Source organism: Roseovarius sp. D0-M9, from assembly GCF_037083805.1.
GTDB lineage: Bacteria > Pseudomonadota > Alphaproteobacteria > Rhodobacterales > Rhodobacteraceae > Roseovarius.
Map to the genome: position 1 here is coordinate 1 of NZ_JBAPKZ010000043.1, position 23,792 is coordinate 23,792.

The window sequence follows — 23,792 nt, forward strand, 5'->3', positions numbered from 1 at the left end:
AACAACCTCAGATTACGAAGAAGCGCGGTGGCCGCCAGACCCGGCCGCGCGCTGCGCTACGCCAAGGGCTTCGCGCGCGGCCTCTTACACCACCCGGTGGGGCACTACCAGCGTAACCAATCTTTGGTTAGCGCATTCATTGCGACCATGCCCCCAAAAATCGCCAAGCCAATTGCGCAACCTGCGTTTATCGACATCCACAGTATCGGTCCCACATGTCGACGGCTGACGGCAATGAGAACAGCACAGAAAAAACACCAAAGAACTGATGACAGCATGAATCCCGAAAGAAACACAGAGAACGCAGTCCAACCGGGATCTGTCACGCCAAGTGCGGTGACGGTGCCCCCTAGCGCGGCCCAGTAGGTGATATTTAGCGGGTTTGAGAGCGATAGCGCGGCACCGACGGCAAAGGCAGACCCTGGCTTTCCTTCTGACGGGTCGAACTCTGGAATCGGGCCGATTGCGTCACGAAGACTTTGCCACGCGAGCCAGAGCAGTAATGCTGCGCCCGCCAGCGCAAGCGGTAGTTCGACATAGGGCAACGTAAACAGTGCCGCCGCACCCAAAAGCCCAAGAACTGCCCAAGCAAAGTCTCCAATCAGCGACCCCAACTGCACCGCACATGCGGGAGCAAAACCACTCTTGATCCCACGCCGAAGACTTTCAGCAAAGATAGCTCCAGGCGCGGCGTTGAAGAGTAAGCCTAGGAGAAAGGCTGAGACGAATAACGTGACCATGGAATCATCCCCTTTTTGAAAGGATGTAAGGGAAATTTCTCTATTGGTCTTGAACGCTATTTCATCTGCAGAAATGTTGATGGTGTCATGCCCGTTGCGGCCTTGAAACGCCGATTGAAGTGCGGTTGATCAGCATAGCCGAGATCGTGCGCAACTTCACGAAGCGGGCGACCAAGCCGCAACTTCTGTCGTGCATTGTTGATGCGCTGCACATTCAACCACTCGATTGGAGGCAACCCAAAAACCTTGTTGAAAGCACGCACCAATGCAACGGGGCTCGTTTTATGTTGAGCGGCGATGTCAGCGAGGCGCGGTGGCTCGGCTATCTGATCCAAAAGCTGTTCAGCTACCGCGCGTATCTGCGTTTCAGGTAGTCGCTCCTCGCGTGGTGGCTCCGTACCTGATAGGTCCAGCAAATCGAGCAGAAGCCTGCCAATTTTCAAATCCAGGACCTCCTCTTGAGCAGAAACATCTAAGGCATCACGCACGAAAGTAATTAACGATTTGGCGAGAAACGGAGAACTGAGTGAAGCCTGGCCAAAGGCCATGGCCTCTTCCATCCCAGTAAGAACCGCTAACTCAGAAGGGTTCAGATAGATTGAAACGAATGACCAATTGGCCGAATTTGCGTAACTACTTTGGACCTGCGCCGGGTTGTAGAGTGTAATCTGGTCAGCCGCTACTTCGAACGTGCGACGATCCAGGGTCACGGTCTCGCGACCGACGATGTTTGCTCCGATAACAAACTCATCATGTGAATGCTTGGAGAACACATGGTTTGGGCAGTTGAATTCTGCGACTTCAAACCGATTAAAACGACGAAACTTGCTTTCCGTGATGGGCACTGATGGCTCTTTCTAGTGCATGCTGGTCTTGTCTGCAGTAGCGGCTTGTTCAAGTGCCAGCGCATTCTCTGTGGCGGCGGCTTCCAATTCCTCAAGCTGCAATTCCAGCTGATTGATCGGCCGCGCGAGGCGCTCGGAGGAGATGCCGTATTCGTCGCGCCGCAGCTTGACGATTTCCAGTTTCAATTCCTGGATCATCGCGTCCGTGCAGGATGCCAAGGCGCGAGCCTGCGCACGTCCGGTCTGCGCGGCAAGGGGAGCTCTTAATTTGGCGATTTCGGAAGCGGCATCTGACATGGAAATTACTTACCACAGACGCCGTGAAAGGCCAATAAAAAAGAGCGCTTCAACGTAAATTACCCTGCTGTTCCGGGCCTTTGCGTCCAGCGCGGATTGCGCCAATAGATCCCTTCCAGAAGATAGCCGAGCTGTGCTGCTGATATCGCAACAGCTGTCCGATCCTAGCCCGGATAATTTACGACGCTTTTGTAGATAGCCCTGACACCATGTTGTCCGCGGTCATTCGATGTTGGATGCACGCGGGGCTTCGTCCGGGGTTTCCCCGCGGACGGCGGTGTTATCTGGAGTTTTTTCGGGTTGCTGTTTCAGGTGGGCGGGGCCAGCGCGTGGAACAGAAGCCGAATGAGGCTCTGGCGCGGGCACGAAGTTGGCAGGGTCATGACGATCCGGGTCTTCTTCTCGACGATGGTCGCGGCAAGCATGACCAGATGAAGGCGCAGCGTGTCGAACTGAGCATGCCGCCACTGGGAGCGCTTTGGGCAGGCCACGCGTAGCGTCCACCACAGCCAGTAAGCGCACCCGTGCAACATGAGCCGCACCTGGTTGGAGCTGGCCTTCGATCGCGATGTCCGGTCCGACATGAGGTGGTTCTTCCAGCCCTTGATGTGGTTCTCGGCCTGCTCACGCGCGGAGTAGATTTTTTCGTAAAGGTGCTTGCCGCGCGGGCCCATCAGATTGGTCACAATAAAGTGGGTGTCGCGTCCCAAGGGGCCCACCTCGATGCGGGCAATGGTCGCCAATTGGAGCGCCATTGGTCCGAGCGACAATGGCGACGCGGCCTTTCGACCACGACCGGGCCGCATAGAAGAAGGTCTTGAACCGACGCAGTTTCTGCCCCTTGCGCGCATAGCGGTCCGCCGTGGAGGCCTCCAGGGTTTGCACAGGCTCCCGCAGCGTGAGCCAGATATGGCGCGCCTGCCGGACCGCAGACCAATTTTGCTCGACGGCTTGCAGGTATTTTTTTATGCGTCAGACCGCAGGGCCGCGTTCTATTTAGGCCACAACAGCCCGGGCGCCATCTTGGCTTTGAACGAACGAGATCTCCTGCGGAAGAGCGAAAGGCCTTTGTTCATGGAAACAAGGATAGCGGGTGGGGACACTGGGACGGTCACGAAATAGACCCCAAGAGGTCCATGACAGATCAATCAGGAAAGACGCGAGCCGAGACTTGAACTGCAGAAATTATCCGCTTTGCATCTCTGCAGATCTCGTCGACGATGTCGGCTGCGGGTTTGACGGCATGAACGTTACCAGCGCACTGCCCGGACCAAAGAGACATAGCGGCCACGTCTCCTGTTGTGTTGGGACCGGGAGTATAGCTCTCGTAGCGAGCCACAGCGCCACCATCGGGGCGGGTGCCAATGACTTCTTTTTCGTTCGGGCGGCTACCAGAGGGCGGGCAGCCCGCCCTAAGCCATGTCTCTGATGTCGCATTGCGCAAGGCCCGATGCGGCGCGTCCCGCCAATGTCCATCGTAAAGGTTTGCATACCATTCGGCCTGCTCCTCGGTGGCGTTCAAAATGGCGTCTCGGTAAGTGGCGTGGATTTTTGCTTCGGGCGACGCGAGAAACCTTGTGCCGACCCAGACACCCGCCGCGCCAAGCATCAGGGCTGCCGCCATCCCGCGCCCATCCGAAATACCACCCGCAGCGACGACTGGCACTTTCACGGCATCCACGACTGCTGGCACCAGCGCCATCGTTGCGACCTTGCCCCAGACGTGGCCGCCTGCTTCCCACCCCTGTGCGATGATGATGTCTGCGCCAGCCTCTTGTGCGATCTTCGCTTCCTGCGCGCTACCGACGTTGGTCATGACGACCAGCCCGCCAGCCTTGGCCATTTCGATGGCATATGGATCATGTCCCCAGAACAACGAAACCGCGTGGACGCCTTCGTCGATGCAGACTTGCAGGGCGTCGCGGTAATCCACTGACACGTTGAGATTCACTGCAAAGTGGTTGTCCGTCATCGCGCGGGTCAGCCGAATTCCCTCGCGAACCTCTTCGGATGGATCGCCCCAAAGCGGGATTACGCCGAAGCCCCCCGCATTGGATACCGCCGCGACCAGTTCCGGTCCGGCGGCACCACCAAGCGGCGCCGAAAGAAAAGGTTTCTCGATTCCGAGCGTGTTGCAAAGCATTTCGATCATTTTACGCCTCCTACTGCGTTTGGGATTTCAGACTGCAATTGCCGACAACGCAACTGCTGGAATAGACACATAACTGCCCGGCAGGGCGTTGCGCAGCAATGTCGTGAAAGGGGGGGGGCAGCCAGAGCTGTCCCATCTTAAGTTGTTTCTCGAGGGCCTTAGCCCGGGACGATTACCACTGCCAGATGTAGGATCAGTTTGCCCTAAATTCATTCACATACGGACGCGCTGCGATTTCGGATCATAGAGAGGGCCGAGAGACGCCTCAGCGTCGACTATGCGGCCAGCCACATCAATCTGATAGGTGGAGGCCAGTATTTCCTTCCCAGACTCTCCCGCATGGCGGCATGGCACATACCCCAAGCCCACGGCACCACCGAGCGCATGACCATAGTTACCCGAAGTTAGGAAACCCACGATCACGCCGTCGCGCAGGATCGGCTCGTTGTGAAATAGCAGCGGCTCGGGGTCGGTCAGTCGGAACTGGATCATTCGTCGTGCGAGACCGGTGTCGCGCTTGCGCAGCACGGCGTCGCGGCCGATGAAGCTGCCTTTGTCGGTTTTCACCGCGAAGCCAAGACCCGCTTCAAGCACGTGATCTTCGTCGGTGATATCATGACCAAAGTGGCGGTAGCCCTTTTCTATCCGGCAGCTGTCCATTGCGTGCAGCCCGCATAATTTCAGCCCGTGATCCGCCCCGGCCTCGACCAGCGTTTCGAAGACATGCGCGGCTTGATCGGTTGGTATATAAAGCTCCCAACCTAACTCCCCCACATAGGTTACGCGATGTGCGCGGGCTAGCGTCATGCCGACCTCGATTTCGCGTGCGACGCCGAAAGGGTGAGCATCGTTCGACAGGTCGGCGGGCGAGATCGCGTTCATTAAATCCCGCGCTTTTGGGCCCATCAGTGGCAGCACGGCTTCGGCTGCGGTAACGTCAGTGATGACCAAAAATTCATCGCCCAGATGGCGGCGCAGCCAGGCTAAATCGCGTTGCAGGGTCGCACCTGGCACTACTAGGAAGAACGCTGTTTCCGACATCCGCGTGACGGTCAGGTCGCATTCGATTCCTCCGCGGTCGTTGAGCAGCTGGGTGTAGACGATTCTACCCATGGCCACGTCCATTTCGTTGGCGCACATCCGCTGCAGAAAAGCCAGCGCATCGCGCCCCTCGATACGGATCTTGCCGAAGGACGTCATATCTAGAAGGCCCACCCCTTCGCGTATGGCTATATGTTCGGCGCGGCTATTCTCGAACCAATTCTGACGGTTCCAAGTGTATGCATATTCTGCAACCTGACCTGCGTCGGCAAACCAGTTGGCGCGCTCCCATCCGGCAACCTCGCCGAAGACGGCACCACGGGCCTTGAGATGGTCGTGCAGCGGCGAACGGCGGATGCCCCGCGCAGTCGCCATCTGGCGATTGGGGAAGTGGTCGGCGTAAAGCAAACCCAGCGTTTCAGTCACGCGCTCTTGCAGATAACGGCGGTTCTTTTGAAATGGCTGCGCGCGCCGAATGTCGACCTCCCAAAGGTCGAAGGGCGGTTCGCCATTGTCCATCCAATGCGCCAGCGCCATTCCAGCTCCGCCTGACGACACGATCCCGATGGAATTGTAGCCTGCCGCTACCCAGTAGCCAGTCAAACTTGGCGCTTCGCCCAAGTAATAGCGGTCGTCAGGCGTAAAGCTTTCGGGACCATTGAAGAAGGTTTGGATGCCCGCTTTGGCCAGAATCGGCATCCGGTTGACGGCGGCTTCTAGGATAGGCTCGAAATGGTCGAAGTCGTCAGGCAGTTGATCGAAACAGAAGTCCGCCGGAATGCCGTCCATGCCCCATGGCTTTGCCTTGGGTTCGAACGCTCCCAATAGGATCTTGCCCGCATCTTCCTTATAGTAAGCGCATTCATCTGGCACACGCAGCACCGGCAACTGTGCCAGCTCGGGTATGTTCTCAGTCACGATGTAAAAGTGTTCGCAGGCATGCAGTGGTAGGGTGACGCCGTTACGCGCAGCCAAGTCGCGGCCCCACATGCCGCCGCAATTCACCACGTTTTCGGTAGCGATCCTGCCTGTCTCCTCGCCCCGCTGCCAGGTCACGCCGGTGACGCGACCGTTGGCTTGCACAACTTCGTTTACGATTACGCCTTCGACGATCTGTGCACCTAACATCCGCGCACCCTTTGCCAGCGCCAGCGCTATGTTACCCGGATCTGCCTGGCCATCGTCTGGCGTGTGCACGCCCGAGATCACACTCTCCATGTTCAGATGCGGATACATTGACAGGATTCCCGACGGCGACAATTCGTGAACCTCCACGTCGAAAGCCCGCGCCATCGCGGCTTGACGGCGCAACTCTTCTTGACGCTCAGTGGTCAGCGCCAAAGTGATCGACCCGCATTGGCGCAAGCCTGTGGCAAGTCCTGTTTCCGCTTCGAGCGTGCGGTAAAGATCGACAGAATACTTTGCCAAGCGCGTCATATTCTTGCTTGCGCGCAATTGCCCCACAAGGCCTGCCGCATGCCATGTAGTGCCGCTGGTCAGTTGTTTGCGCTCCAGAAGGATAATGTCTTTCCAGCCCTGTTTAGCCAGATGATACGCGACGGAGGCGCCGGAGATACCGCCGCCGATAATGACGACTCGCGCGGAAGAGGGAAGAACGGTCATGCTTGATGCTCACGTAATGATTTTGACCCACATCAGACCCGCAGAGCTAAAAAATCAATGAAAATATTTAGAATCCGTATTATCATTCCCAAGAATTTTATTATTCTGTATGTTGTGACGTCAATATGACTAGACATATGCGAGGAGAGACCGTTGGAAAGTTTCGTCGGCTCTGATATCCGAGCCATGCGCAGGTCACGCAAGATGACCCTGCAAAACTTGGCCGATGCGATCGGGCGCTCGCCCGGATGGCTCAGTCTGATCGAGCGAGGGCAGGCGCAACCCGCAATCAATGACCTCAGGCAAATCGCGATATTGTTCGACGTCAACATATCTTTCTTTTTCCGGTCGTCAGGGCAGAACAAGGAGGAGAGAGGGCTTGTCGTGCGCGTCCAGAATCACAGCCCCTTAGGAACTTCCGAAACCGGATTGGTGGAGGAGCTACTGTCGCCCACGCTGAGCGGATCGTTCGAAATGATAAAATCGACCTTCGCGCCAAGGGCACGATCGGGGGCAATAAAATCTCTGCGTCCGAGCGAACACGGAGGCGTTCTGTTGTCAGGTGCACTGAATCTAATCGTAGACAAAGTGCGCGTCACCTTGGCGTCAGGGGACAGCTTCCAGTTTCAGGAAAGGGATTATGCCTGGGAAAATCCGGGCGATGTGCCAGCCATCGCAATCTGGGTAGTGTCTCCGCCAGTTTACTGACGTTGGACAATAACCCGTCCCAAATGACACCTGCTTTGCAGGGCGTTTCGCATGTCGATCAGTCAGGATCTCTGGCAGCTAATCCTGCAATGACCGGCGCATGCCGGTTATCGCATCTAGGATACGCTTGGTCGCCGGGTGAGGCTTAATCTGCACACCGGCGTAGTTGAGCCGCCAACCTAAGCCTTGACAGAATGCGACATATGATTCCATTGTTGAATGAATGATCATTTAGCCAAGGCTCTTTGAGCCCGTATTCCAAGTCGTATTATACGCATGATCATTGCTTCGGCGTCGCGGGTATTCGCGCCGTTAAACATGGCGGAGGCCGATCTGAGAAGATCAAATACACCGGGGGAAGCCTGGCCAGTTACATCAGGGAGATGGAAATGGACGTTCTCGACCAACTGGGATCAATGAAGGAAGGCAAGCTGAGCCGTCGTGCCTTTGCGCGCTCGCTGCTGGCGGCGGGGGTCGGCGTGACTGCGGTCCCGATGGGCGCGCGACTGGCAGGTGCGCAGGACGCGCAGGCGACATTTTTCACTTGGGGCGGCTACGACATTCCCGAGCTCTTTGGTGAATACGAGGAAAAAAATGGAGCGCTGCCCGACTTCGCCGTGTTCGGCGGTTCGGAGGAGGCGTTGACCAAAATGCGCGGCGGCTTCGTCGTGGACGTGTCGCACCCCTGTAACCAGAGCCTGCCGCGTTGGGTGCAAAGTGGCCTTTTTCAGCCGATCGATCCCTCTCGCCTTAACCACTGGCCTGATGTTCTGCCCGGTTTGGTGGATCTGTCCGGAAACGATGCCGAGAACGGCAATATTTGGTTGGCGCCCTTCGACTGGGGGCGCACCTCGATCACCTACCGCACTGATCTCTTCGAGCTCGAGGGTGAGGAGAGCTGGGATATGCTGTGGGATGAACGCTACAAGAACCGTCTGGGCAGCCTTGCTTCGGGAGGGGATGCTTGGTGGTGCGGCGCAATCAAAGCTGGCGTCGACTTCGAGAATATCGACACGCCTGAGGCGTTTGACAAGATTGCTGCGGTCATGCGCGAGCAGCGGCCACTGATCCGCACCTACACGGATGATACCACCACACTAGAGCAGGCACTTTCTTCGGGCGAGATGGTCGCCGCGATGACATGGGCCTCCTCGGCGACGCAGCTTAAGGCGCAGGGCGTGCCAGTCGCATTCGCCGATCCCAAAGAGGGCGCGCTGACCTGGGTTTGCGGCTTGATGATCCACAAGGACGCACCTCATCTTGAAAAGGCCTACGAGGTGATCGATTCGTTGCTCAGCGTTGAGGCGGGCAAGTTCATGATCAACGATTACGGCTATGGTCATTCCAACGCCAAATCATTCGAGTCCTTCGATGATGAGATGCTGACCGGCCTCGGCCTGAGCAAGAACCCTCAGGATGTGCTGGATGTCGGCCATTTCCAGATCCCGCAATCGCAGGAATGGGAGACCAAGATGAACGGCCTCTTTGAAGAGATCAAGGCTGGCTTCTAGAGCCTTGCCTTTCATCAAAGCCCATCGCATCGACGCACCGCTCCGGCATGGCACCGGAGTGGGCACTTCCTTGGTCACCCAGTCGAGGCTTATACTGTCATGAGCGAGCAGATCTTGCAGGAATTTGACACGCGCCGCGTAACGTCGGTGCGGCGCCCAGGCGTCATGACCAGGTTGATGCACAGGTCGGAGACCTTACGCGGATACAGCCTTTTGTCGCCAACACTGATTTTCATGGGGGTGATAATCCTAATCCCTTTCGGCATCCTGGTGGTGATGAGCTTCTGGACCCAATCCGGCTTCGAATTTGATAGGTCATGGACGCTGGGCAACTACCGCGACATGTTGGAACGGCCGATCTATCAGGCCCTCCTTGGACGCTCGCTCTATATCTCGGCGGTGGCGACGGTGGCAACGGTGATCCTGTGCTATCCGATGGCGTATTACGTCGCCTTCCACGTGCATCGCAACAAGATGATGTGGATCGTGCTTATGACGCTTCCCTTTTGGACCAGCTATCTTTTGCGTGTCTTTGCTTGGAAGGTGGTTCTGGGATACGAAGGTGTCATTAATTCGGCCCTGATGTCGGTCGGCCTGATCGACGCCCCGCTGGAATTTCTTCTCTACAGTCAGTCTGCGGTCATCATCACGCTGGCCCACGCCTGGGCGGCTTTCGCAATCCTGCCGCTTTACGTCTCACTGGAAAAGATCGACCGCTCGCTGCTCGAAGCTGCGACGGACCTTGGTGACGGCCCGATAATGCGGTTTTTACGTGTAACGCTGCCGCTGTCGCTGCCGGGGGTTATTTCGGCCAGCCTTCTGATATTTATTCCGACGACGGGCGACTACATTACACCGGCGCTTTTGGGCGGACCAGATGGCACTATGATCGGCAACCTGATCCAAAAACAGTTCGGCGCGATCAATAATTGGCCAATGGGTGCTGCGCTTTCGATCTCATTGATGCTGTGCATCGCGGCGATCTGCGCAGCCTTCATCGTGCTGACTCTCTTTGTCAGAAAGCGAATTACATGAGCTCAGGATCATATATCAGACGTCCGAACAGGCCTCTTCAGATTTATGCGGTGATCTTTCTGATCGTGCTTTATGTGCCAGTTCTCTTTCTACCGCTGTTTAGCTTTAACGACTCGATCTACGTCAAATTTCCCCTAACCGGGTTCACCCTGGAATGGTATGGTGACCTTTTTCAGCGCGAGCCGGTCTGGAACGCGCTTATGAACAGCGTCAAGATTGGGGTTTGCGTGTCGATCCTGTCGACGCTTTTGGGAGTATTCGCGGCTAAGGCGATCACGCGCTACCGGTTACCGGGGCGGGGGCCGGTCGTGGGTTTCATCATGCTCCCGCTCGTTGTGCCGCTTATCATCTTTGGTGTCGCGCTTCTGGTGCTTTTCAGTAATTTGGGTGTTCCGCTGTCACTTTACACAGTGGGCGTGGGGCATCTGATCATCTGCCTTCCTTTTTCGGTCGCCACGCTCATTCCGCGGTTTGAGGGTTTTGATCGCTCGATTGAGGAGGCGTCCGCGGACTTGGGCGAGAACGCACTCTGGACCTTTTGGCGTGTGACGCTGCCGATGGTCTTTCCTGGTGTGATCGCAAGCTTGATGCTGACCTTCACCGTCTCGTTCGACGAGTTCATCTTGGCTTTCTTTCTTAGTGGGACCGAACCGACGCTGCCGATGTATATCTGGGGTCAGCTTCGCTTTCCGCAGGAATTCCCGTCCATCCTAGCCCTGGCGTCGATCATTATCGGCGTGTCGTTCTTACTTGTGCTCACCAGCCAGTGGATCAACAGGGATGTTCAGATCAAAGCTTTGAAAAGGGACGACACGTGAGCGATCAAGCCTTCATTTCGATCCGGAACGTCGACAAGTATTTCGGCAAGTTTCAGGCCCTCGACGATATCTCGATCGACATCGGACATGGCGAATTCTTTTCCTTGCTAGGCTCGTCGGGTTGCGGCAAGACCACGCTTTTGCGGATCCTCGCTGGCTTTGAGAATACCAGCTCTGGCGAACTCAAGATCGACGGAAGCGAGATGTCGGATGTGCCGCCGCACATGCGCCCGGTGAACATGGTGTTCCAGAACTACGCAATTTTCCCGCATCTCAACGTGCGCGACAACATCGCCTATGGTCTGCGCAAGCAGCGTCTGAGCAAGGCCCGCCGCGCCGAGATGGTCGATGAGATGCTGGATCTGATCAAGCTGCCCGACTACGGTGATCGTAAGGCGAATGAGCTGTCGGGCGGGCAACGCCAGCGCGTCGCGCTGGCGCGCGCGCTGATCCTGCGGCCCAAGGTGTTGTTGCTTGACGAGCCTCTGGGCGCGCTGGACAAGCAGCTGCGCGAGCAGATGCAGCTGGAGCTCCGCGATCTTCAACGCACCGTTGGCATCACGTTTGTCTTTGTCACCCACGACCAAGAAGAGGCACTGACCCTATCCGATCGCATCGCCGTGATGTCGCATGGCAAGGTTCTGCAACTCGACACGCCGAACGGCCTTTATGAGCGACCGCAGAGCCGCCAGGTGGCGTCGTTTATCGGCACGATGAATTTCTTTGAGGCCCGCGTCAGCGAGGTTTCGGGCGGATCCGTCATTGTCGAGGCCGAAGGGTTGGGGCGCATCGACGCGGGCGATCAGCGCGGGCGCCAGCTTTCAGTGGGAGAGAGTGTGCAGGCGGCGATCCGCCCCGAAAAGTTGGAAATCAGCCCCAAGCGGCCTGTCGAGAATGATGGTGCCGTTGAGGGACAGTTGGTCAACACCGCCTATCTGGGCGAGCGCAGTCACTTCTTCGTCTCGCTGAAGGGACGCGATCAGCCGGTCGCCGTCTCGGCGCAGAATCGTGAACATGCATCGCTACCACGCCCCGAGAAAGGCAAGGTCTGGCTGACCTGGAGCCGAGCATCGGTCGTGCTGCTACGAGACGATTGAGATCATCTCGGAGGCTGAAAACACCTATCCCCGTTCTCATCCGGGCGCGGGCAACATACGGACAGGACGATGATCAAGCCAACCGCTGCGGCGGCAAAACTCAACAGCGAAGTTGGTCGGACCGCCCGCAAGGAGGTCCGACGACAGCAGCTAATCGATGCAACGATCACCTCGATTTCGAAATATGGCATTACTGGCACCACCACGCCCAAGGTAACAAGCCTTGCGGGGCTGTCCGCCGGCACGGTCAATTTCCATTTTCAAACCAAGCAATCACTGCTGGAGGAGACGCTGCGCCATCTTGGGCAGGAGCATCACGCCCAGTGGCAAAAAAGCGTAAACAATGCTGACCTCGATCCCGCGGCCAAGCTGCTGGCCATCGTCGATGCGCACTTCCATCCCACCATCTGCAACCGCAAGAAGCTGACCGTCTGGTTCGCCTTCTACGGTGAGGCGGCGAACCGCGAGGCTTACCGCGCGATCATGTCCGAGATGGACGGGCAGCGGATCGAGATTTCGATCGGACTCTGCCGCCGGATCGTCGAGGAGGGCGGCTATGAACGCATCGCACCCGAAGAGATCTCGGCCACGCTCGAGGCGCTTTATGATGGATTTTGCCTGAATATCCTAATCTATCCCAAGATTTTTACGCGCCAGGACGCCATGCGCCGCGTGCGCGCTTATCTCGCTGCCACTTTCCCGCAGCATGCCGCCACCTTCGACCCCCAACTGCTGGAAGACTGACCTATGACACGAGATCCCCGTTACGACATCCTCTTCGAGCCGGTGCGCATAGGCCCCGTCACTGCGCCCAATCGATTCTACCAGGTGCCCCATTGCAACGGAATGGGGCATCAATACCCCTCGAGCATGGCCGAGATGCGCGGCATCAAGGCCGAGGGCGGCTGGGGCGTGGTCAACACCGAAGAGGCCGAGATTCACCATACCTCCGAGCTGAGCGGAGTGATCGAGGCGCGGCTCTGGGACGACAGCGATATACCGGCTCTCGCCCGCATGTGCGAGCGAGTGCATGTTCACGGTGCGCTTGCGGGGATCGAGCTGGCCCATCTGGGCATGGGAGCGGCGAACAATTACAGCCGCGAGGTGCCCATCGGCCCCTCGGCCCGGCCCATCGACCTGCTGGAGCCGGTCCAATCGCGCGCCATGGACAAGGCCGACATCAAGGCGTTCCGCAAGATGCACGTCGATGCGGCCCTGCGCTCCAAGAAGGCGGGGTTCGACATCGTCTACGTTTATGCCGGCCACGACATGACCACGCTGATGCATTTCCTGACCCGGGACCGCAACGACCGGATGGATGAATACGGCGGCAGCCTGGAAAACCGCGTGCGCCTGATGCGCGAGGTTCTTGAAGATACGAAGGAGGCCGTCGGGGACAGCTGCGCCGTGGCCATCCGCCTGGCAGTGGACGAGATGAAGGGCGAGGGTGGCCTGACCTCCAACGCCGAGGGCCGCGAGATCGTCGAAATGCTTGCCGATTTGCCGGACCTTTGGGACGTTAATGTCAGTGGCTGGGAGAATGACAGCGCCACGTCGCGATTTACCGACGAGGGCTATCAGAACGAATACATCTCTTTCGTGAAAAGCGTCACCACCAAACCGGTGGTCGGCGTTGGTCGCTTCACGTCGCCCGACACGATGGTATCGCTGGTCAAGAAGGGCGTGCTGGATTTCATAGGCGCTGCGCGCCCCTCCATCGCCGACCCGTTCCTGCCCAAGAAGATCGAGGAGGGCCGGATTGAGGACATCCGCGAGTGCATCGGCTGCAACATCTGCGTGACCGCGGATTTCCTCTGCGTTCCGCTGCGCTGCACGCAAAACCCCACCATGGGCGAGGAATGGCGCCGCGGCTGGCATCCCGAGAAGATCGCGCGGAAATCGTCCGAAGAAACCGTGCTGGTCGTCGGCTCCGGCCCCGCCGGAATTGAGGCGGCCCATGCGCTGGGTAAGCGCGGTTATGAGGTGACGCTGGCCGAGGCGGGCAGCGAAGTGGGTGGCCACGCCACCCGCGTTAGCCGCCTGCCGGGCCTTGCCCAGTGGAAGCGTGCGGTGGATTACCGGGACTACCAGATCAGCCAGATGCCCAATGTTTCGCTCTATCTGGAAAGCCGTCTGAGCGCGCGCGAGGTGTTGGAATTCGAAGCCGATCACGTGGCTATAGCCACCGGATCTCGCTGGGCGGCCCATGGCATTGGCCGCACCAACCGGCAAGGAATCCCTTCTGCGGATGGCATGCGGATCATGACGCCTGATGACATTATGGCAGGCAAGACGCCCGAGGGGCCCGTCGTGATCTTTGACGATGATTATTACTTCATGGCCGGAATTCTAGCTGAAAAGCTGCGCGGCAATGGGCATGACGTGACCTATGTGACGCCCTTGGCTGATGTTTCGCACTGGACCCACAACACAATGGAGCAGGAGCGCATCCAGACCCGTCTGATGGAAATGGGCGTGACGATCAAGGCGCTGCACAACCTCGCCTCGCTGAGCGCAGATTACGCTCGGTTAGAATGCGTCTATACCGGCAAGACCCATGACATTGCCTGCGGCACCGCCGTTCTGGTTACAATGCGCGAGGCCGACGATGCGCTTTATCACGAGGTCGCCAAGCTGGGCGAGGAGGGGGCAGCAATGCCGAAGACGTTGATGCGGATCGGCGATTGCCTGGCGTCTGGCACTATCGCCGCCTCGATCTATGCCGGGCACCGATACGCGCGCGAGCTAGGCGAGCCTGCGCCCGAAGGCACGCCCTTCCGCCGCGAATTGCCCGCGCTGGCATGAAGGAGGCTGCATGACACGCGATCCCAGATACGATTGCCTTTTCGAGCCTGTCAAGATCGGGCCGGTCACGGCGCGCAACCGCTTTTATCAGGTGCCCCATTGCAACGGCATGGGCCGCGTCTATCCCGAAAGCATGGCCGAGATGCGCCGCACCAAGGCCGAGGGCGGCTGGGCGGTAATCTGCACCGAAGAGATCGAGATCCACCCGACCGCCGAGCATGCGCCCTGGTCGGGCGGGCGGCTTTGGGATGATCGTGACATGCCGGTGCTGGCGCGGATGTGCGAGGGCATTCACGAATTCGGCAGCCTTGCAGGGGCCGAATTGAACTACGCGGGACTGATGGCCGCCAACCGCTATAGCCGCCTGCCGCCGATGGCGCCTTCACATGCGCCCATCGCGCTGCCCGATCCGCTTCAGGCCCGCGCGATGGACAAAAGCGACATCCGCGCCCTGCGCCGCTGGCACCGTGAGGCAGCTTTGCGCGCCAAGGCGGCCGGTTTTGACATCGTCTACGTCTATGCGGGCCATCAACTGTCCACAATTTCGCATTTCCTGTCGCGCGAGCGCAATCACCGCAGCGATGAATACGGCGGCAGCCTGGAAAACCGCGCGCGCCTTTTGCGTGAGGTGCTGGAGGATACCAAGGACGCCGTCGGCGACACATGCGGCGTCGCGCTGCGGTTTGCCGTCGAGGAATTTATGGGATCAGCCGGTTTTACCAGCGAGGGCGAGGGCCGCGATCTGGTCGAGATGCTGGCCGAAGTGCCGGACCTGTGGGACGTCAATCTCAGCACGTGGGAGAATGACAGCGCCACGTCGCGGTTCAAGGCGCAGGGCTATCAGGATGAATACGTATCCTTCGTCAAGCAGGTCACAACCAAGCCTGTCGTCGGCGTTGGGCGCTACACCAGCCCCGATGCGATGGTCTCGCTCATCAAGAACGGCGTGCTGGATTTCATCGGTGCCGCGCGCCCCTCCATCGCCGACCCGTTCCTGCCGAAAAAGATCGAGGAGGGCCGGATTGAGGACATCCGGGAATGCATCGGCTGCAACATCTGCGTCTCGGGTGATCATCATAGCGTGCCCATTCGTTGCACCCAAAACCCCACGATGGGCGAGGAGTGGCGCAGCGGCTGGCACCCCGAGCGCATCGCCGAGAAGACCGAGGATGCGCGCTACCTGATCGTCGGCGCCGGGCCTGCCGGGCTTGAGGCGGCGTTATCGCTGGGACGGCGCGGCTATGACGTGACGCTGGCTGAGGCCGGCAGTGCGCTGGGTGGGCGTGTCGCGCGCGAGCGCGAATTGCCAGGCTTCGCCGAATGGGGCCGCGTCGCGGATTACCGTAGCTACCAGATCAGCCAGCTGCCCAACGTGAATTGCTATCTCGAAAGCGCGCTGAGCGCCGAGCAGGTCATGGAATTCGGTGCCGATCACGTCGTGCTGGCGACCGGCGCGAAATGGACCGCCGACGGCGTGGGCCGGGCCAATCCGACCGGGATCGACATCGCGGAGGATGCGGTGGTCCTGACCCCGGACGATATCATGGATGGCGCGGCGCCCGAGGGGCCGGTGCTCGTCTTCGATGACGATCACTATTACATGGGCTCCGTCTTGGCAGAAAAGCTGCGTAGCAACGGTGCCGAGGTGATTTATGTCACGCCCGCGCCCGAGGTCGCGTCCTGGACGCATAACACGCTGGAGCAGCACGTCATCCAAGCCCGCCTGATCGAGCTTGGCGTGCGCATCGTAACCGCGCGGAACGTCACCGCGCTGCGCAAAGGCGCGGCGGATCTGGAATGCATCTATTCCGGCGCGGCCGAGACCCTGGGCTGCGCGGCGAGCGTCCTCGTGACCATGCGCGTCCCGATCGATGACCTCTATGCCGCATTGCAGGATAAGGGACTGAAATCCTTGACGCGCATCGGCGATTGCCTTGCGCCCGCCACCATTGCCGCCGCAGTTCATAGCGGACACCGCTACGCGCGTCAGGCCGGCGCCGCGCCGGATGACGCGGTTCCCTTCCGCCGACAATTCCTTGCGCCCGGCGATCCGGCGCAGTCCTGAAAGGAGACACGAGATGGCCTGCGATCCACGATATGACGCCCTGTTCGAGCCCATGCAGATCGGCCCGGTCACGGCCAAGAACCGCTTTTACCAGGTGCCGCATTGCACCGGCATGGGCTATACGCGGCCCCGCGCACTGGCCGCGATGCGCGAGGTCAAGGCCGAGGGTGGCTGGGGCGTGGTCTGCACCGAATACAATTCGATCCATCCGTCGTCCGATGACACTCCGCATTTGTCGGCCTCGCTCTGGGATGACAGTGATATCAGGGCGCATGCGCTGATGACGGAAAAGGTGCACGCGCATGGCTCGTTGGCCGGTGCCGAGCTGTGGTATGGTGGCGCGCGCACCAGCAATCTGCTGACGCGCGAGGTCGCGATGGACGTGACGTCCCTGCCTAACGGTGCTGGACACCCGTTCCAGACCCGCGCGATGGACAAGACCGACATCCGCAACCTGCGCCGCTGGCACCGCAAGGCCGCGCTTCGCGCGCGCGATGCAGGCTTCGACATCGTCTATGTATATGCGACGCACACCTATCTTCTGTCCAATTTCCTCGATCCGCGCATAAATACGCGCACCGACGAATACGGCGGCAGCCTTGAGAACCGTGTGCGTCTTGTGCGCGAGTTGATCGAGGAAACGAAGGATGCGGTCGGCGACCGCTGCGGCGTGGCCGTGCGTTTTGCCGCCGATGAGCGGATCGGCGAGGACGGCATCCCCATTGAGGGCGAGCGCCGCGAAATGTTTGCGCTCCTCGCTGAACTGCCGGACCTTTGGGATATCAATATCGCTGACTACGGGGTCGAGATGGGCGTGTCGCGCTTTACCCCCGACACCGCGCTCGAGCCCTATATGGGCTTCATCAAATCCATGACGACGAAGCCGGTGGTGACGGTGGGCCGCTTTACCTCGCCTGATACGATGGTGGGCCAGCTCAAGCGCGGAATCACCGATTTCATCGGCGCCGCGCGTCCCTCGATCGCCGACCCGTTCCTGCCGAAAAAGATCGAGGAGGGCCGGATCGAGGATATCCGTGAGTGCATCGGCTGCAACATCTGCTATTCGGGCGATAGCCTCGGCGTGTCCATCCGATGCACGCAGAACCCCACGATGGGCGAGGAGTGGCGCAAGGATTGGCACCCCGAGAAGATCGCCGAAAAGGGGTCGGACGCGTCGGTTCTGGTGGTTGGCTCCGGCCCCGCCGGGTTAGAAGCCGCGCATTCGCTGGGTAAGCGCGGCTACAAGGTGACGCTGGCTGAGGGGCGCAGCGAGATCGGCGGGCGCGTCACGCGCGAGTCGGCCCTGCCGGGGCTCAGCGAATATGGCCGCGTGCGCGACTACCGCGCGCAGCAGATTTTGGATCTGCCAAATGTCGATATCTTCCGAGAAAGCCGTCTGGGCGCGCAGGACGTGATGGATGTCGGTGCCGATCACGTCGCCATCGCCACCGGCGCGCAGTGGCGCAAGGAGCGGTTTGACGGCCGGGCCTATGTGTCGGTCGCCGCGCCCGGCACCTCGCCCGAGATTCTGACTGCCGACGACATCATGGACGGCGTCCAGCCCTCTGGTCCAGTGCTGGTCTATGACGAGGATGGCTACTACCTGGGCGGGGTCATCGCCGAGAAATTGCGCAGGGACGGCGCCGAGGTCACGATCTGCACGCCCTCCGATGTCATCTCGCCCTGGGCCGCCAACACGACCGAACGCTGGCGCGTGCGCAGCCATCTCTCTGGAATGGGCGTCGGGATCGAGGTCTCGCATGCTCTGATCCGCTTCGACGGCACCGAGGCGGCTCTGACATGCCAATATACCGGCGCCGAAAAGACGCTGCCCGTTGCGGCCGTGGTGATGGTCACGCAGCGCGCACCGAACGATGCCCTCTACTACGAGCTTCTGGAAACGGTGGACGGCGACGCGGCCAAACTGCCCTTCACCCTGACGCGGATCGGAGATTGCGAGGCTCCAGCGATTGTTGCTGCAGCCGTCTATGCTGGGCACCGCTATGCGCGGAACCTCGATGCGCCGCAGGATGTGGACATGCCGCTGAAGCACGACCGCGTCGACGTGGGCGCCACGCCCGAGGGCCGGCATCCGGCAGGGGGGCAGGGCGCGGCCAGCCGCGAATACCTGGAGACCTTGAAGCTCTATTACGAGGAGGAAATCGAAGGCGAGGCCTATTTCGCGGCTATTGCCGAGCGGCTGGAAGTCCCCGAACATCGCGACAAGATGCGTCTCATGGCCGATGTCGAAACCTATGCTGCGGCGGCGGTGCATCCGCTTTTGCTGAAACACGGGCTGGTGCCGCGCGATGCCGAAGGTCTGCATCGCACGGGGCGCGCGCAGGCCGAAAACGCAAGCGGGGACTGGGACAGCCTGATCGCCGAGATGCGCGAGAGCTTTCCGGCTTTTATGGACGATTTTGCGCGACTGGAGGCGATGGCTCCGGCCGAGGACCTGCCTGCCCTAAAGGTGTTGACGGCCCATGAAACTGCGGCCATCGACTTTCTCGAGCGCGAGGCCGCTGGCGATCCGCAAAGCGCGGCACCGATGCAGCGCTATCTCGAAACCGGATCGGCATGAGGCTGCGGTCGCTGGCCGCCGCGTTGATCAGCGTAGCATTTGTTGCCGCGGCGGTGACGTCGCTCGGCGGGTGGCCAACCGCAACGAAACAGGCAGCACCGCAAGCGGCCTGCGCCAGTTGCGACGCGCGACACAAGGGAATGCTGCGCCAGGGACAGAAGCTCGTGATTCAAGACTGACCGGCACCGCACGGAACCCATGGCGCACCATGAGGACCACTTTTCATCAGGAGCGCATGACGATGATCAGAATGCTTTCTGCCTTCAACCTTAAACCGGGTGAGGACGAGACGGCCTTTCGTGCCGCTTATCAGGATTTCATAACTGAGTTGCACGCGACGTGCATGATCCTGGCGGCGGACCCGCCAGGCCGACGTGTTCGCGATACTCCCATGGACACGGGCGATAATTACGCGCAGGAATTTTTCTCGATCATGTGCTTCCGTAATCGCGCTCAGCTCGATGAAGCTTATGCACATATCGAGGAGAGAATGAAATCCTCGACAACAGCCACCCATCTTCGAATGTATCGGCGTATCACCAATTCCGTATTTCTGTGCTGGGAAGAGGATGCGGAGTAAAGTCAACTGTCCAAGTCCCGCAACATGAGGAGCGAAGCCATGACCCACGAAACTGCGACAATCGCCCGGTTCGACGAGAATGGGCCGGAAGGAACCGGCATGACCGAATGGGATCCGATCGACCCCGCCGGCCTCGTCACGGGTGAGCCGGTGCAGCGCGGCCACGTCTACTACGAGCAGGAAAACGACGGATATCTGACCGGTGTCTGGGATTGCACCGCCCAGACCGAAAAGATGGCGCCCTACGGGGTAGACGAGTTCATGCTGATCCTCGAAGGCACATTGGTCATGGCGATGCCGGACGGAACCGAGGTCACCATCGCGCCGGGCGCCGCCTTCCTCATCCCTAAGGGCTTCCAATGCCAATGGAAGCAGCCAGGTTACCTGCGCAAGTTCTTCGTGATCCTTGATGGCCCGGTGCCCGAGGATGCCGAGAATCCATCGCTTCAGCGCATCACGGTGCCGGAACTGGAGCACGGCGCACCGCGCGCTGAAGGCGCGATCATGTCGGACCAGGTGCATTTCCTAAATGCCGCGGGAACGCTGAAAGTCGGCATCAGTGAGTGGTCAGAAACGCGGATTCTCTCGATGCCCGTTTTCTCTAACCAACTGGTTCATGTGCTTGCGGGCCGCCTGACACTTACCGGCAGCGGCGGCGAGCAAGTGCTGGAGCAGGGGGACACCGCTCACATCCGGGCTGGGGGCAGGATGGGATGGCAAACAGCGGATTCAACGCGTTTGCTCTATTGCAACCATTTTTCACCCGAGCCGGGCGATGCTTGACCGGGCTCGGCCTCGAGCATTGGCGTCTCAGCACCGAGACGCTCTGGTTTTGTTATGTGAGTTCCATTCCGATTGCATCGGTATACGAGGGCAGGGTAGCTCATCGCCGTTCCAGTTTCATCAGTTCGTCCCTGAAAGCTTCCGCTGGGTTTCTGTGCCCAGACATTTTCGCGGGCTCGTGTTCAGGCGCTGACAAATCGATCCTATATATCGATTTGGAAGCGACAGCAGAGCCGTATCCCGTGGCAGATCCCGGCGCACGCGCTTGTTCATATTTTCGACTGAGCGTTCATATCGCATTATCCAAGGCAGAGATCGGCTTGGATAATGCGGGATCATTGACCTTGGACGGAACCGTGTGCCCTGCGGGTGGGCCTCATTCTGCAGTGGGTGTGTCGACCAGATTTTCAATTTGGGCCTTTTGGAGCCATTCCTCGAAGCCGAGAATGGTCTGCCGCGCTGCAACTGCGCGGATCCAATCGGCGAGAGGATCGCTCCCGGCTTGAGTTGTTTCAGCGTCAATATGGCCGTTGGCCATCCAGCCCTCCGGCTTGATGCGTCCGAGCCAGTCACACAGCGATGGGATCCTCCCGCGGCAGTCCTCCTTGACGTGTTGCTCGCCGATCCATCGCACAGGGATCACCCGGCCCGCGCTGTTCGTCACAGACGGACCGAACACACGTTCGGCCTCGAAGATCCCTTGCGTATGGTGACGCAAGGCGCGATGGGTAAAATAGGCCATGTGTTCCTTTGAGGCATCGAACCAATTGTGGATCGCCTGATAGTCATTCGTAACGCCGCCGAAGCGGCGTGCCGAACTCGCCGAGTGATGGAGAGGGTGCGCCATGTCATTGATCCCTATATTCTTCGCGCACGGATTCTTCGTCGTTGACGCAGTAGTTGAGATCGATTTTGTCAGTCTGCAGGTCCCAATCCAAAGATCCATTCCCGCCGCAGTCAATCTCGAGACCCGGGTTATATGAATAGGCAAAATCCCAACCGAAGGCTTGCAAGCGGTCGTACAATTCCTCCGAAAGGGAGACGTGGGCGGGCGTGAGTGCGATGTATTCGACATTGCCGTCGTCATCATACCCTTCGTAGAAAAGCTCGGCGTTGGTCACGCCTGAAGCGCGCAGTTCATCGAGAAGTGTGGCGCGGGTTGCAACGAGCTGCCGTTTAGCTTGCTCTTGTTCATCAGAGTAACTCGCGAAAAAATTGACGGGTTGTGTCATCTGGTGTTCCTTTGGAAACATTGTAGCCCTTGGTGATGTCACCGAGGGCGGGCTGGGGTCGTTGGTGAGACATCGCCGGGCGTTGCTCCCGATAGGAGAAACAGGTGTCGGCGAAGTTGCGTTGACAGGTTTTGATTTCGACTGAACGAGGCTCGATTAGTCGATCTCTAAGAATGAAATGGGATCTTTTGTGCCGACAAAAAAACCAAAACGGCCAGTTCGGCTTTTTTCTTTTGAGGCGCGGCTTCCAGCGTCTCCCAAGCGGGTTTGACACCAGACACGATGCAATCGATGCGGGGATCCTTTGCGTTGGATGGTCCTTTCTGGAGGGGGGGCATCCTTACGAGGAAATGGGAACTTTTCAGAGCACAGCAAACTTTCCCGAAGGTTTTTCGCGCCTGTTGTTCAGCTTGCGCCGCGCAAATTTAGGGAGCGCCAATATCGCCGGGCGAGCGTGGAAACATGCCCGCCCGGCGGTGAAAGCAGACTACCGCACGAATGCATGGCTCGCGTCGCCGTTGGCGAAGAAATCATCCGCGCGCGGCAGATCAAGGTGACGATTCAGGCTCGCCCGGGCCTTAGGGGGCAGTGCGGAGCGAAAGACTTTCATCAGCCGCTTGGTCTTTTCAAGGCTGCGCTCGGCATCCTCCATCGACCGTGCCCCCTCCAGCATCATCATCAAGGGGCGCATCTTGGCGTGGCAAGGCTCCTGGCCCCAGGTGCCCTGGAGCCAGGAGAGATTCACGTAAAGAATGGCATCGGAGAACTGGAACAGGTAAATCTGGTAGGGTCGTCCCTCCGCGACCATCTGCGCTTGACCCTTGCGTCGTCAGACATCGTAGCGCTTGATCAACTCCTGACGCTGTTTTTCGAGCGCAATGCGCTGATGGTTGCTTGCGCTGACGACCAGGCCAAGGCTGTCCTGGAATTCAGCGATGTCCACCGCCCCGTCTGCCCGTGCCCAGAACTGGTCATTCACTTCGAACATCGCGTACTTGAAGATGTCGTGCAGCGCCTCAATGCGGCGCGCAAGATCAACCGATGCGTCGCATGAGTCATTGTCATAGACACACGTGGCAAGCATTGCAGCCTGCAGCGACGCAGATTCCTGAAGCGTGGAACGGCGCAGTGAAAACGGACAGCAATTGAGATTCAGGATGCTTGTCCAGTCTGTCCAGCTGAAGTCGATCAGCTTGATGGCCGCCAGGATCGCTTCGGAGGTGTAGGGGGAGTCGAGGAGGGTTTCGGTCACGTTGGGTTTCATGGGAGAGCCTTTGCTTAAGTTGTTGATGTCGGGGATATCGGGTCATTTTCGGACCGGGGGAAAAGGATTTTCGAACACAGGTTCGTGATCGGCCGTCAGCAGCACTGAGGTCTCCCTCGAATGAGACGACAACGACCCTGATCGGCCAAATCCAATGACATCCGGGCGAATGCCCATGTAGCTCCACCGCTTCCAACGGTTGTAGAGGGTCTTTGGCGGGCCCGTATACCGCAGGAGCACCGCATCCCAGTGCTTTTGCCACTCTTGGATTTGCCGGGCGGGAACCTACGCAGGCAATGCTTCTCGCCAGAGCGTGGAATGCTGAACAAACATTGATCAGAAGGGAGAAGGAAGGGCGGGGGGCCGTTCGCCCGGCGCGTCTCTTTGTGGACGCGCCGAACGAAACGCCACCCCCGGAAGAAAGGGACAGGGCAGGGCAGGGCGGTGCGCCGAAACCAAAACAGGAGAGCCATCATGCTCGATACCACACCCTCTTTCCTTCAGCCCCTAACAGGCTGCTGAAAAAGGCCGGTCTCGACGCGGTTGCGAGAACATGATTCACTTCTGGCACGGTAGCGGCAGTGAGGGTGACGATGCGCGGGACGGACGAAGTGA

19 protein-coding genes and 3 pseudogenes are annotated in these 23,792 nt (G+C 59.2%); 11 read left to right on the forward strand and 11 right to left on the reverse strand.

The features are described 5' to 3' along the window. Positions 1–104: 104 nt before the first annotated feature. The 6 genes and pseudogenes from V8352_RS18890 to V8352_RS18915 all read right to left on the reverse strand — a co-directional run bounded on the left by V8352_RS18890 (position 105) and on the right by V8352_RS18915 (position 6,698). Positions 105–740, reverse strand: coding sequence for a LysE family transporter (locus tag V8352_RS18890; protein ID WP_336425843.1), 636 nt, complete (start codon positions 738–740; stop codon positions 105–107). 56 nt (positions 741–796) lie between these two features. Next, positions 797–1,585, reverse strand: coding sequence for an AraC family transcriptional regulator (locus tag V8352_RS18895; RefSeq protein WP_336425844.1), 789 nt, complete (start codon positions 1,583–1,585; stop codon positions 797–799). Between the two features lie 36 nt (positions 1,586–1,621). After that, positions 1,622–1,882: pseudogene (locus V8352_RS18900) on the reverse strand (IS66 family transposase); the annotation flags it as partial. A gap of 308 nt (positions 1,883–2,190) precedes the next feature. After that, positions 2,191–2,758 (reverse strand): annotated as a pseudogene (locus V8352_RS18905) (transposase); the annotation flags it as partial. Positions 2,759–3,026: 268 nt separating this feature from the next. Continuing rightward, positions 3,027–4,034, reverse strand: coding sequence for an NAD(P)H-dependent flavin oxidoreductase (locus tag V8352_RS18910; protein WP_336425845.1), 1,008 nt, complete (start codon positions 4,032–4,034; stop codon positions 3,027–3,029). A 213-nt stretch (positions 4,035–4,247) separates the two neighbouring features. Further along, entirely contained in the window at positions 4,248–6,698 is a 2,451-nt protein-coding gene (locus V8352_RS18915; RefSeq protein ID WP_336425846.1) for a GcvT family protein, read from the reverse strand. A 153-nt stretch (positions 6,699–6,851) separates the two neighbouring features. Between V8352_RS18915 and V8352_RS18920 the strand changes: the two genes are divergently transcribed. The 11 genes from V8352_RS18920 to V8352_RS18970 all read left to right on the forward strand — a co-directional run bounded on the left by V8352_RS18920 (position 6,852) and on the right by V8352_RS18970 (position 20,681). Next, positions 6,852–7,406: a helix-turn-helix domain-containing protein gene (locus V8352_RS18920; RefSeq protein WP_336425847.1), complete on the forward strand. Its 555-nt coding sequence runs from the start codon at positions 6,852–6,854 to the stop codon at positions 7,404–7,406. A gap of 389 nt (positions 7,407–7,795) precedes the next feature. Further along, a complete protein-coding gene (locus tag V8352_RS18925) occupies positions 7,796–8,917 on the forward strand; it encodes an ABC transporter substrate-binding protein (RefSeq protein WP_336425848.1) in 1,122 nt (373 codons plus the stop codon). A 165-nt stretch (positions 8,918–9,082) separates the two neighbouring features. Then, a complete protein-coding gene (locus V8352_RS18930) occupies positions 9,083–9,952 on the forward strand; it encodes an ABC transporter permease (RefSeq protein ID WP_442971068.1) in 870 nt (289 codons plus the stop codon). 50 nt (positions 9,953–10,002) lie between these two features. Then, positions 10,003–10,770 (forward strand): ABC transporter permease, encoded by a 768-nt coding sequence (locus V8352_RS18935; protein ID WP_336425850.1) that lies wholly within the window; start codon positions 10,003–10,005, stop codon positions 10,768–10,770. Next, the gene (locus tag V8352_RS18940) at positions 10,767–11,867 is read left to right on the forward strand and encodes an ABC transporter ATP-binding protein (RefSeq protein WP_336425851.1); all 1,101 of its coding nucleotides are present in this window, start codon (positions 10,767–10,769) and stop codon (positions 11,865–11,867) included. Before V8352_RS18935 ends, V8352_RS18940 begins: the two co-directional genes overlap by 4 nt. Positions 11,868–11,936: 69 nt before the next feature. Further along, positions 11,937–12,611 carry a TetR/AcrR family transcriptional regulator gene (locus V8352_RS18945; protein WP_336425852.1) on the forward strand — a complete coding sequence of 225 codons (675 nt, stop codon included), beginning with the start codon at positions 11,937–11,939 and terminating at the stop codon, positions 12,609–12,611. Between the two features lie 3 nt (positions 12,612–12,614). Next, positions 12,615–14,672, forward strand: coding sequence for an oxidoreductase (locus V8352_RS18950; protein WP_336425853.1), 2,058 nt, complete (start codon positions 12,615–12,617; stop codon positions 14,670–14,672). A gap of 10 nt (positions 14,673–14,682) precedes the next feature. Further along, positions 14,683–16,737, forward strand: coding sequence for an oxidoreductase (locus V8352_RS18955; protein ID WP_336425854.1), 2,055 nt, complete (start codon positions 14,683–14,685; stop codon positions 16,735–16,737). A gap of 13 nt (positions 16,738–16,750) precedes the next feature. Further along, on the forward strand, positions 16,751–19,318 hold the full coding sequence (locus V8352_RS18960) for an oxidoreductase (protein ID WP_336425855.1): 2,568 nt from the start codon (positions 16,751–16,753) through the stop codon (positions 19,316–19,318). Positions 19,319–19,388: 70 nt separating this feature from the next. Then, positions 19,389–19,898: a DUF6614 family protein gene (locus V8352_RS18965; protein WP_336425856.1), complete on the forward strand. Its 510-nt coding sequence runs from the start codon at positions 19,389–19,391 to the stop codon at positions 19,896–19,898. Between the two features lie 39 nt (positions 19,899–19,937). Next, a complete protein-coding gene (locus tag V8352_RS18970) occupies positions 19,938–20,681 on the forward strand; it encodes a cupin domain-containing protein (RefSeq protein WP_336425857.1) in 744 nt (247 codons plus the stop codon). 100 nt (positions 20,682–20,781) lie between these two features. Here the strand turns inward: V8352_RS18970 and V8352_RS22025 are convergent. From V8352_RS22025 to V8352_RS18990, 5 genes and pseudogenes are all read right to left on the reverse strand, one after another. Further along, a pseudogene (locus V8352_RS22025) lies at positions 20,782–20,969 on the reverse strand (IS30 family transposase); the annotation flags it as partial. Between the two features lie 88 nt (positions 20,970–21,057). Then, the gene (locus tag V8352_RS18975; RefSeq protein ID WP_336425858.1) at positions 21,058–21,528 is read right to left on the reverse strand and encodes a DUF6915 family protein; all 471 of its coding nucleotides are present in this window, start codon (positions 21,526–21,528) and stop codon (positions 21,058–21,060) included. A 1-nt stretch (position 21,529) separates the two neighbouring features. Further along, positions 21,530–21,913: a hypothetical protein gene (locus V8352_RS18980; RefSeq protein WP_336425859.1), complete on the reverse strand. Its 384-nt coding sequence runs from the start codon at positions 21,911–21,913 to the stop codon at positions 21,530–21,532. A gap of 487 nt (positions 21,914–22,400) precedes the next feature. Continuing rightward, positions 22,401–22,721 (reverse strand): hypothetical protein, encoded by a 321-nt coding sequence (locus V8352_RS18985; protein WP_336425860.1) that lies wholly within the window; start codon positions 22,719–22,721, stop codon positions 22,401–22,403. A gap of 21 nt (positions 22,722–22,742) precedes the next feature. After that, positions 22,743–23,177 (reverse strand): hypothetical protein, encoded by a 435-nt coding sequence (locus V8352_RS18990; protein ID WP_336425861.1) that lies wholly within the window; start codon positions 23,175–23,177, stop codon positions 22,743–22,745. Positions 23,178–23,792: the final 615 nt, after the last annotated feature.